The sequence below is a fragment of the Streptomyces sp. SS7 genome (assembly GCF_037993025.1).
GTDB lineage: Bacteria > Actinomycetota > Actinomycetes > Streptomycetales > Streptomycetaceae > Streptomyces.
The window spans coordinates 8823348-8834416 of record NZ_CP141223.1 but is presented as its reverse complement, the minus strand read 5'-3'; the positions used below and the strand labels follow the sequence as shown (position 1 = coordinate 8834416).

Annotated in this window: 6 protein-coding genes; 5 read left to right on the top strand and 1 reads right to left on the bottom strand. The window is 75.2% G+C overall.

Annotated features, from left to right (window positions below; all coding sequences use genetic code 11):
* Nucleotides 1-58: 58 nt before the first annotated feature.
* The 3 genes from U5640_RS39850 to U5640_RS39840 all read left to right on the top strand — a co-directional run bounded on the left by U5640_RS39850 (nucleotide 59) and on the right by U5640_RS39840 (nucleotide 8219).
* Nucleotides 59-2752 (top strand): LuxR C-terminal-related transcriptional regulator, encoded by a 2694-nt coding sequence (locus tag U5640_RS39850; RefSeq protein ID WP_340384099.1) that lies wholly within the window; start codon nucleotides 59-61, stop codon nucleotides 2750-2752.
* Entirely contained in the window at nucleotides 2749-5268 is a 2520-nt protein-coding gene (locus U5640_RS39845) for an AAA family ATPase (protein WP_340384098.1), read from the top strand. Before U5640_RS39850 ends, U5640_RS39845 begins: the two co-directional genes overlap by 4 nt.
* Before the next feature lie 71 nt (nucleotides 5269-5339).
* On the top strand, nucleotides 5340-8219 hold the full coding sequence (locus tag U5640_RS39840) for an AAA family ATPase (protein WP_340384097.1): 2880 nt from the start codon (nucleotides 5340-5342) through the stop codon (nucleotides 8217-8219).
* 51 nt (nucleotides 8220-8270) lie between these two features.
* Here U5640_RS39840 and U5640_RS39835 read toward each other — a convergent pair whose 3' ends face one another.
* On the bottom strand, nucleotides 8271-9041 hold the full coding sequence (locus tag U5640_RS39835) for a thioesterase II family protein (protein WP_340384096.1): 771 nt from the start codon (nucleotides 9039-9041) through the stop codon (nucleotides 8271-8273).
* Between the two features lie 292 nt (nucleotides 9042-9333).
* Here U5640_RS39835 and U5640_RS39830 point away from each other — a divergent pair, with 292 nt between their 5' ends.
* Complete coding sequence (locus tag U5640_RS39830) at nucleotides 9334-10185, top strand: metallophosphoesterase (RefSeq protein WP_340384095.1); 852 nt, start codon at nucleotides 9334-9336, stop codon at nucleotides 10183-10185.
* A complete protein-coding gene (locus U5640_RS39825) occupies nucleotides 10182-10985 on the top strand; it encodes a 4'-phosphopantetheinyl transferase superfamily protein (RefSeq protein WP_340384094.1) in 804 nt (267 codons plus the stop codon). Before U5640_RS39830 ends, U5640_RS39825 begins: the two co-directional genes overlap by 4 nt.
* The last annotated feature ends 84 nt before the right edge of the window (nucleotides 10986-11069 follow it).

The following is an 11069-nucleotide window of genomic DNA, read 5'->3' as shown; positions in this document are numbered from 1 at the left end:
TTCGGCCTTACCGGCCCCTCGCTCGCCGCTCACACGTGCCACCTCGGCCGAACCCCTGGTGGGTAGATCCACCCTGCTCTCGGCACTCATCCGCCGCATCCCCGGGACCGACTCCGGAGCCTCCCCCGGCGTGCTGCTGACCGGACCGGTCGGAGTCGGCCGCAGCGCGCTGCTGCACGCCTTCTGCGACCTGGTCGGCCCCTGGGCGTCCGTCCTGCGCGCCGGCGCGCAGGACGGCACCTGGTACGACGCGGTCGGGGCCGTGCACGGCGCCGCGGACCGAGGCCGATCACCGCTCGGCGAGGCTTCTTTGACGAGCCATCAGCTCCTTGAGTCGGTGACGGAGATGTGCCGGCGCGGGCCCGTGGTGCTCGCCATGGACGACGCGCACCTGCCCCGCCCCCGGTCGCTGCGCGCACTCGACTACGTCCTGCGCAGATCCGTCGGACTGCCGCTGCTGCCGGTGATCACGGTGCCCCCCGTCACCGAGCCGCCGGCCCTCGCCGCCCTGCTCACCCACCACCCCTGGAGCGCACGGGAGTTGCACCCCCTCACCGCCGACGAGATCTCCGAAGTACTCTTCCGGAAACTGGGGCACGAGCCCTCCACGGCCCTGCTGCGCCGGTGCGCGGAGCAGTCCGAGGGCATCCCCGCGGCGGTCCACGCGTTCGTCCACCGGTACACCGGCACAGGCGGTGCGACGGACGGAGCGGCAGGCGGAGACCGCGCCACGCCGCAGGACCTCGGCCAACTGCCCTCCTCGGCCTCGGCCGTCCTGTCCGCGGTGGCCGTACTCGGCTGCTCCGAACCGGAGTTGGTGAGCGAACTGATCCGGATGCCGCTGCCGACCGTGCGCCGGGCTCTGGACCATCTCGCCGAACGCCGGATCCTGCCGCTCGACGGCGCACGAGCCGGATCCCGCGATCCGGACGACGACATGCCGGCCGGTCTCTCGAGCGACGACCTCATCCCGCTGTACGCCCGCGCGGCCCGGCTGCTGGAGGACGCGGGCCGCCCCCCGACCCAGGTGGCGCAGGCCCTCCTGCGGATCCGGTTCGGGGCCGCACCGTGGATGCTGGAGGCCCTCTACAGCGCGGCCCTGGCCACCGACTCCCCGAGGGCCGCCGTGCGGTACCTCTCCCACGCACTGGACATCGGTGCCGGGGAGAACACCCGCACGCTCCGCCGGATCAGGGGCCTGCTGGCCGACACCCTCGGCACCGTCGCACCGGACCTGGCCGTCCACCACCTGAGCATGCTCATCGCCAGCAGCACCGACGGACACGAACTCGCCGAGCTCGCCCTGCGGTACACCGACACGCTCGTCCCCCTCGGCCGCGGCGACGAGGCGGCCCGGCTGCTCGCCGACGTGCTGGACCGCCGCCCCGGCTCGTCGCAGGTCGTCGTTCCGCAGGAGTGCCGGGCGGCTCTGGAATCCGCCCTGCTGCTCAGCGGAGCGCTGGAACCGGGGACCGTGCGCTGGGTCAAGGAGCGCCTGCGGACCTCGAGCGAGCCCTGCGACGACAGCCCCGGCACCCGTCGGCTGCGGCTGGCCCGCGCCGCCCTGTCGGTGCTCAGCGGCCGCCCCGTCCCCGAGCATCCCGGCCTCAACGCCGTCGGCACCCCCGGCACCCCGCTGGACGACCTGTCGATGATCGCCGCCGCCGTCGTCGCGAACCTCGCCGACGACAACACCACGGCGCTCGCCGCGCTCGACCGGCTCCTCGGCAACCCGCTCCGCGGAGAACTCGACCCCAGCCGGATCCAGGCCTTCACGGTCCGGGCCCTGGTGCTGAGCGCGACGGGCGACCTGCCCGCGGCCGAGCGGGACAGCCGGCAGGCCCTGGAACTGGAGCGGCGGCGTGACGACGGCCCCGCCGTCACGTCCGCCGTCGTCTTCGCCTATGTCCTCGCCCAGCGCGGCAGCATCGCCGCCGCGGCGGCGGTCCTCTCCGAGGTCGGCTCCGCCGACCTGCGCCGGCTGTCGCACGTCCACCCCCTGTACTGGTGGGCGACGGCGGCCGTACGCCGCGAACACGGCGACCTGGCCGGCGCCCTGGTGGCCCTGCGCGCCGGCGGCCGGGCCCTCGGTCCGCAGGGAGCCGAGTCCCCGCTGGTGCTGCCGTGGTGGCTGGAGACGGCCAACCTGCTGACCGAGCTGGACCGGCCGGCCGAGGCGCGGCAGGTGGCCGCCCAGGGCGCCGCCCTCGTCGGCCGGTGCGACACCCCGCGGGGCGCCGGACTGCAGCTGCTGGCCCGCGGACTGGCCACTGCTGGCCGGGCCGGACACCGGCTCCTCGACGAGGCCTGCGGCCGCCTGGCCGAATCCCCGGCACGGCTGCTGCGGGCCCGCGCCGAGTACGCGCTGGGCTCCGCCCTGCTGGACGCGGGCGACCCCCTGGCCGCCCGGCCCCGGCTGCGGACCGCGCTGGACCTGACGATCGGGTGCGGGGCCGGCAACGCCGCGACGCACATCCGGGTCCGGCTGGCCGAGGCGGGCGGGCGGCCCCGCCAGCTCAGCGGCCGCCCGGACGACGCCCTGACGGCACGCGAGCGCAGAGTCGCCGCCCTGGCGATGGCAGGCCGCTCCAACCGGGAGATAGCCGAGACGCTGTACATCACCCGCCGTACGGTCGAACTGCACCTGACCCACGCCTACCAGAAACTCGGCGTGAGCGGCCGGGAGGATCTGGTGGGCGTCCTGCGGGCCACCGGAATGTGGGCGTCCCCGTCCGGCGGCGGAGAGCGATGAGTGCCGCACCGGACGGCCGGACGGCGTCCTCCGCCGCCCCGTTCCCGCTCAAGCCGGCCTCCCTGGACGGCTTCACCCCGCTGTACGGGCGAGAGGCCGAACAAGCGGCGCTGTTGCACATGATGAACCGGCTCGCCGCAGGGCATCCCGGCGTGACGGTGATCCACGGCAGGCCGGGCGCCGGGCGCAGCCGCCTGCTGCGGCGCGGCACGGCCTTCGCCCGGGCCGCCGGTGTCCAGGTGTTGACCGCGGTGGGCACGGCCCCGGCCCCGGCCGCACCGTACTCCCTCGTACGACAGCTGCGGCCGGGCCGGTCCGCGGTGGGCGGTGCGGCCCTGGCCGGAGAGCCGTCCGCGAAGGACTCCGTGCAGGGCTGGTGCCGCTCCCTCCTGGCCGCCGCGCACCGGCCGACGCTCGTCGCCCTGGACGACGTCCAGTGGGCGGACCCGGAATCGGTGCAGGTGCTCGCGGGACTGCTGCGCAGGCTGTCCTCGGCACCGCTCGGGGTGCTGCTGACCGTCACCGGCGCCCACGGCGAGTTCCCCGACGCCTGCGCCGGGCTCCTCGACCAGGCGGCCGCCTCCCCCGACCACCGGGGACTGCTGCTGGAACTCGGCCCGCTCGGCGTGCCCGAGATCCATGCGATGTGCACCGCCTCGGGACTGCCCGTCCCCCCGACCTCCGACGACCTCTGGTGGGCCGACGTCAGCCGGCTCACCGGCGGGAGTCCCTGGGTGATGCTGCGTTCCGTGGACAAGGTCCGCCGCGACCCCGCGCTGGTGTCCTCGGTGGGACTGCGCACGGCGCTCGCCCAGGAGATCGAGGCCGCGCACCGGGACCGGGCGACCGAGTCGGCCGCGCACCTGGTGGGAGGTCCGCTCGCGCTGCTGCGCGGGCTGGCGGTCTGCCGGGAGCTGCTGCCGGTCGAGCGGGTCGCCGCCCTGGTGCAGCTGGACGAAGCCGAACTGTCCGGCGCCCTGCGGACGTTGCGGGTCCAGGGCCTGATCGGCGACGGCGATCCACCGCCGCTGCGGATGCCGGGCTGCACGGCCGGTCTGCTGACGGGTCTGACGGGCGACGAGCGCAAGCGGTTGCACGTGCAGGCGGCCCGCTGGGCACACCGCTGGGACGCCGACGAGGAGGCGCTCGCCGTCCTGCTGCTGAACACCGTGCCGCTGGGCGAGCCCTGGGTGCCGTCGGTGCTGCGCCGGACCGCCCGCGCTCTGCTCACCCGCGGCTGTCACGCCGAGGCGGCCATGGTGCTGGAGCGCGCGTTGCGCGAGCCGCTCAGTCCCGAGGAGCGCGCGGAAGTGCTCCTGGAGGCCGCCGAGTCGTACACGATGACCGCGCCCGAGGCCGCGGACCGCAGGATCGCGGAGCTGCTGTCCGGGACGCAGGCGCCCTCGCGGGTGCGCGCCGCCGCCCAGGACCTCCGGATCAACCGCAGCCCCCACAGCCTGCCGGTGTCGCTCGGGATCTACGGCACGGGGTCCGCGGAGATCCTGGAGGAGGACGCCCCGCGCCTCGGGGCGCCCGGAGGTTCCGGGGGGCGGCCGGGCGCACACGACGCGTCCGGGGCCGCACTGCACCCGAGCCCGCTCACCGCGCAGGCGTGGCGGCAGACGGTGCGCGGCCACGACGCGGCCGCGGTGCGCGAGATGTGCCGGCAGGCCCTGCGGGCGCCGCTCGACGCGGCGCTGCTCCCCCGGTTCTCCGCCTGCTGCGCCCTGTCCGTGGCGGACGCCCACGACGCGGCGCGGGATGCCCTGGACATCACCCTCGCCGAGGCCGGACGCCGCCGCAGTCCCGCACTCGTGGCGTGGGGCCGGTTGCTGCGGGCGCAGCTCAACCTGCAGGCCGGAGCCCCCGAGACCGCCGTGCACGACCTCGCCTCCTGCCGGTCCCTGGCACCGGCGGAGGTGTGGGATCCCACCCGGCTCACCCTGCTGCGGTCGCTGGAGATCCGCCTCCTGGTCGCGCGGGAGCGCTACGCGGAGGCGGACCGGCTGGCCCGCGAGGAGCTGACGCCGGCAGCCGACGAGAGCGACGCCGCGATCCATCTGCTCTACTCCCGCGCCCAGTTGTACCTCTGCCAGGGGCGCCCCCGGCGGGCGCTGGCCGAGGCCGAGGAGTGCGGCCGGCGCATGGCCGCCCGCGGGTGGGCCAACCCGGGGCTGGTGGCCTGGCGCTCGTTGGCGGCCCTGGCCCACCTGGGCTGCGGGGAGGACGACCGGGCGGCCGAGCGGTTCGCGGAGGAGTCGCGGCTGGCCCGACGGTGGGGCACCGACTCCGCCCTGGCCTGGACCGACCTGCGCCGTGGCCTCGGCTCACCGGCGCCGCAGGCGGCGCGGCTGACCGAACTCGCACTGCGCCGGCTGGGTCACACGCCCGGGTCCCGGCGCTTCGTCCAGTCGGTGGTCGCCCGGGAGGCCGCCGGAGCGCGCTCCGGGGTACGGTCGGTCCCCGCGTCCCCCGGACCGGGGTACCAGGACGGCGGGCTGTCGATGGGTCCTTGACGCCGCGCACTCGACGCACCTCGTATCCACCCCCCTCAAGCTCCATCACACCGCGCAAGGAGGCCGCTGGCATGTTGCTCGAGCGGCAGAACGAACTGACAGTGGCGGCCGAGGCCCTCCGGCTCGCCGCACACGGCAACGGATCCATGGTCGTGATCAGCGGACCGCCCGGAATCGGCAAGTCGGCCGTCCTGTCGGAGATCGGCGAACTCGCCCTCCGCCTGACCACCGGCCCGACTGCCGGGTCGGCGGCGCTTCCCCGGCCCCTGGTGATGCGTGCCTACGCCGCCCCCGCGGAACGCTCCTTCGCTCTCGGTGTCACCCGGCAACTGCTGGAGCCGGTGATCAAGTCGGGCACGTTCGTGAGCAGATGGAGCGCCGGCTCCGCGCGGCCCGCGCTCGGCTTCCTCCAGGGCGACCCGGAGTCGCCCCGCCAGCACACCGCGACGACGGTGCGGGCCCTGCTGTCCCTGGTGGAGAACATGAGCCAGGACCGCACTCCGGTGCTCCTGATCGACGATCTGCACTGGGCGGACGAGGGCACGCTGGACTGGCTGGACCAGCTCGTGCAGCAGGTGCCCCAGCGCGGAATCCTGGTCGCGGCGACGGTCTGCGAGGGAGAGCCCGCGGCGGATCCGCCCGGGGTCCGTCCGGTCGCCGCCGCGGAGCACACGCTGTTCCCGGCCCCGCTGGGCACGGCGTCGGTCGACGCCCTGATCCTGCAGCACCTGGGCACCCCGGGCGAGGCGGAGTTCACGGCCGCGTGTCACGCCGCCACGCGCGGCAACCCGCTGCACCTCGTGTCGCTGCTCCAGGAATGCCGGTCCCGCGGCATCGCCCCGGTGGCGGCCTGCGCGTCCGAGGTGGCCGCGCTGGTGCCGCCGGCGCTGCGCCGGCGACTCCTGCTGGGGCTCCAGGACCAGCCGCCCTCCGTCCTGGCCGCGGCGCGTGCGCTGCACGTCCTCGGGGACGGTGCCGACCCGCAGGTGGTGGGGGAACTGGCCGGACTGGACCGGGTGGACCGGGAGACGGGCCTGTGGCGGCTGGACAGGCTGACGCTGGTCGTCCGGGAGGGCACCGGTCTGCGGCTGGCGCATCAAGCGGTGCACGAGGTGATCGAGGACACCATGCCGCCGGGCGAGCGCAATCGGCTGCACCTGCGAGCGGCCGCACTCCTGCGGTACCGGGGCAGCACGCCCGAGCGGGTGGCGGGCCATCTCCTCGCCAGCACCGCCCCGTTGGACGACGAATCGGTGGCGGCGCTGCGGCACGCCGCCGATGCCGCGGTGCGGCGCGGCGCCCCGGAGACGGCGGCCCGCTATCTGCGCCGGGCGCTGCTCGACGTACCGCCGCACAGTGAGGCGCGGGCCGCGTTGCTGGTCGAACTGGCGACGGCTGAGCGCAGTTTCGCGCCGTCGGTGGCCGTCCGGCACATCACCCAGGCGCTCCCGCTGCTGACCGGCGCGCGGGCCCGCGCCGAGGCGCTGCTGACGCTCACCCCGGTGGCGACCGGTGCCACCCTGCTGTCGCTGGGGGACGCGATGCGGCAGACGGCACGGGAGCTGCCCGCCGCGGAGATGCGGCCGGCCGACCGGCGGCTACTGGAGCTGCGGCTGGAGGCCCGGCTCCATCACCTCTGCGACCTCGATCCGTCGGTGCTCGCGTCGGCCGCGGACCGGCTGGGCGGGCTGGGCGGGCGACCGGAGATGACACACCCGGGGCAGCGGGAGCTGCTGGTGTCGCTCGCGTACACCGCGACGGTCTCCGCCACGCTGCCCGCCCGTCAGGTCAGTGCGCTCGCGAGGCGGGTCCTGGAACACGAGCCGGCGTGCGCGGCCCATGTGCACACCGTGGTGCCGCTGGTCATTCCGGTCGCGGTCACCGCGGACTCGGTCACCGGGCTGATGTCCTGGCTGGACACGGCACTGGCCGACGCGGAACGCCGGGGCGGACGGCTGGAGCAGTCGGTGGTGCTCAGCGAACAGGCGCTGGTCCTGCTCGCCCAGGGCAGGCTGACCGCCGCGCGGGACCGGGCGGTACGGGCCCTGTCGGTGTCCGGCGCCGAGGAGGCGAGCACGCTCTCGATCATCGCTTCGGCGTTGGTGGCACTGCGGACCCGCGAGCCGGACCTGGTCGAGGCGCTGCCGGAGCGGATCCGCGGGGTGCACGAGAACTGTGTGCTGGCCGCCCTGCTCGTCATGGTGCGGGGCATGAAGGCGGAGCGCCGGCACGAGCCGGGCATGGCCGTGGAGCACTACCTCGACGCCGAGTACGCCCTGGACCGGGCGGGTTGGCGCAATCCCGTCCTCGCGCCGGCGGCGTACTGGGCGGCGCGCACCCTGCACCGCATGGGCGAGTCCGAGCGCGCCGAGCCCCTGGCCGAACGGCACCTGGAACAGGCGAGGGCCTGGGGTGCCCCCTCGGGCCTGGGCCGCGCGCTCGCCCTCCAGGCCGCCGTGACGGGCGGGTCGTCGGCGCCGAAACTGCTGCGGGAGGCCGCAGGGGTGCTGGAGGCGTCCGGCGACCTGCTCACACGGGCGTCGGTCCTGCTGCGGCTGGCGGAGGCGGTGGCCCCTCGTCATGCAGCGGAGGCGGAGGCTGCGCTGCGCACGTCGTTCGAGCTGGCCGTGGAGTGCGGAGCCGCGCGGATCGCGGCCCGCGCCCAGGAGTTGCTGGGGCCGGCGGCGGCCGGCGTCCCGACGCGGGGCCTGACGTCGACGGAGCGGATGGTGGCGCGGATGGCCGTGGAGGGGCTGACGAACCAGGCCATCGCCGACGCGCTCGGGGTCTCCCGGCGCGCCGTGGAGAAGCACCTGACGAACTGCTACCGCAAGATGTCGACGTCCGGCCGTTCGGGGCTCGCGAGCGCGCTCGAGGACGCGGGCCTGTTCGAGTCGCCGGGCACGCCGGCTCCGCCCGCCGAAACGATCCGCCCTCAGGGCGCGGCCTGACCGCCGGCCGGGTCCGGGACAGCGGGCGACCGGGCGGCTCCCCATCCCCGGTCAGGTGGCCTGCGGTGCGCTCTGCGCGCTGAAGTGCTCCTCGAGCAGCTTCAGCACATCCGCTGCACGGCTGTTGAGGTAGAAGTGGCCGCCGGGCAGGATCCGCAGGTCGAAGTCCGCGGTGGTGTGCTTCTCCCAGTCCCGGGCCTCGTCGATCGACGTCTTGGGGTCGTTGTCGCCGACGAGCGCGGTGACCGGGCAGTCCACCGTGGCACCCGGGGCGGACCGGTAGGTCTCCACGGCCCGGTAGTCGCCGCGCAGCGCGGGCAGGATCATGCGGATCAATTCCTCGTCGCCCAGCAGCCGGTCGTCGGTGCCGCTCATGGACTTGATCTCGGCGATGATGCCGTCGTCGTCGCGGCGGTGGACGTTCTCGTCGCGGTAGCGGGAGGGGGCACGCCGGCCCGACGCGAAGAGCCGTACCGGACCGCTGCCCTCCTGCTCGAACCGCCGGGCGACCTCGAAGGCGACGAGTGCGCCCATGCTGTGCCCGAAGAAGGTCAGCGGGCGGTCGTCCCAGCCGCGCAGTACCTCGTGCACCCGGTCCGCGAGCGTGCCGATGTCGTCGATCAGCGGCTCGTTGCGCCGGTCCTGTCGGCCGGGGTACTGCACGGCCACGACGTCGACGCGCGGGCTGAGCGCGGTGGCGACGGGGAGGTAGTAGCTGGCCGAGCCGCCGGCGTGGGGGAAGCAGACCAGGCGGTGGGCGGCGTCGGGGGCCGGGTCGAACCGTCGGCACCACAGTCCGTCGTCTGCGGGGGAAACACTCACGCTGTTCGTCCGTCCTGTGTCAGCGGATTTCGGTGGGCTGGATCACTGGCGTGCTCCTGAAGGTGTGCCGCCACTATCGGGCACCGCAGGGGCCGAACGGCGGCCGCTCCCCGAAGTCTGGGCGTTTCCCCTGTCCTTGGAGCTGTGGGGCGGCTGCCCGTTGTGCGGCGGGACGGCACGGTGGCATAAAGCTGAGCGCCGGACGCGTATCCGAGGCGCCGGCCCCCCAGCGAGGAGTTCCCATGCCCAGCACCACGGTTCCACGGCCCGCCTTGGGCGAGGCGCACCACCGGTGAGCCCCGTCCCGGGCGGCAGGCTCTTCGCGGTCAGTGACCTGCATGTCGCCTACGAGCAGAACCGCGCCGTGGTGCGGAGCCTGCGCCCGTCCGATCCCTCCGACTGGCTGATCGTCGCCGGTGACATCGGGGAGCTGACGGCGGACGTCGAGTGGGTGCTGCGGCTGCTCGCCGAGCGGTTCGCCACCGTGGTGTGGGTGCCGGGCAACCACGAGCTGTGGACACATCCCGACGATCCGGTGCCGCTGCGCGGTGAGGCCCGCTACCGCAGCCTGGTCGAACTGTGCCGGTCCCTCGGCGTGCTGACCCCGGAGGACCCCTACGTGCAGTGGCCGGGACCGGACGGACCGGTGGTGATCGCACCGCTGTTCCTGCTGTACGACTACTCGTTCCTGCCGCCGGGCGCCACCGGCACCGCCGACGCGCTGACCCGGGCGGAGAAGGCCGGGGTGGTGGCCACCGACGAGTTCCTGCTGCACAGCGACCCCTACCCCGACCGGGCGGCCTGGTGCCGGGCACGGCTGGAGTACACGCGCGAGCGGCTGGACGCCTGCCCGTCCGACCTGCCGACGGTGCTGGTGAACCACTTCCCGCTGGTGCGCGAACCCACCCGCATCCTGCGGTACCCGGAGTTCGCCCTGTGGTGCGGGACGACCGCCACCCATGACTGGCACCGGCGCTACCGGGCGGCGACCGTCGTCTACGGCCATCTGCACATCCCGCGCACCACCTGGCACGACGGGGTGCCGCACCGCGAGGTGTCGCTGGGCTACCCGCGTGAGTGGCAGGCCCGCGGCATGCCCGATCCGTTGCTGCGCGAGATCCTGCCCCGGCGAGGTGCCCGGTGACGCCGCTGATGCGCCGCCTGCTGCCCGACACGGTCGAAGTGACCGAGGTGCGGGGCGAGTTGACCGGGCCGCCGCTGTTCCCGGAGGAGGCGGCGGTGGTGGCGCGGGCGGTCGACAAGCGCCGCCGCGAGTTCGCCACCGGCCGGCGGTGCGCCCGTCTGTCGCTGGCCGCGCTGGGGCTCCCGGCCGTTCCGCTGCTGTCCGGTCCCCAGGGGGAACCCCGCTGGCCCGCCGGGGTGGTCGGTGCGGTGTCCCACTGTGACGGCTACCGGGTGGCGGCGGTCGCCCGCGCCACCGATCTGGCGGCGCTCGGCGTCGACGCCGAGACGGCGGCCCCGCTGCCGGACGGTGTCCTGGAGGCGGTGTCCCTGCCCGAGGAGCGCGCCGATCTCGCCCGGCTGGCGCGCACCGCACCGCAGGTGCCGTGGGACCGGCTGCTGTTCAGCGCGAAGGAGTCGGTCTACAAGGTGTGGTTCCCGCTCGCCCGCCGGCCGCTGGGGTTCGAGGAGGCCCGGCTGCGCTTCACCCGGGAGCCTGACCTCACAGGTGCGGCGCGCGGCACGTTCGACGTCACGCTGCTGGTACCGGTGCCCCGTGAGTTCGCGGGTCCCGTGGGCGGCGCCGGGCTCACCGGCCGTTGGCTCGTGGACGACGGGCTGGTGCTGACCGCGCTGGCACCCGTCGTGCGCCGCCCGGCCGAGGGACCGGGGGAGGCACCCGGCGGGGTACCGGCCTCCTGCGAGCCCATGGGCCGCGCCGTGTCCGGCGCGCCGCGCACCCGGCCGTCCGCACCCGCGTGACGGCCTTGTCCGACGCCTTGCGCCCACCGCCGCAGGCCGATCCCCCTGGGCCGCACCGGCTGCCGTGAGGCGCCTCGAACCGAT

Bases quoted from the DNA above. Each gene is read 5' to 3' on its own strand.
- U5640_RS39845 (WP_340384098.1), top strand. From the start codon at position 2,749: ATGAGTGCCGCACCGGACGGCCGGACGGCGTCCTCCGCCGCCCCGTTC.
- U5640_RS39840 (WP_340384097.1), top strand. From the start codon at position 5,340: ATGTTGCTCGAGCGGCAGAACGAACTGACAGTGGCGGCCGAGGCCCTC.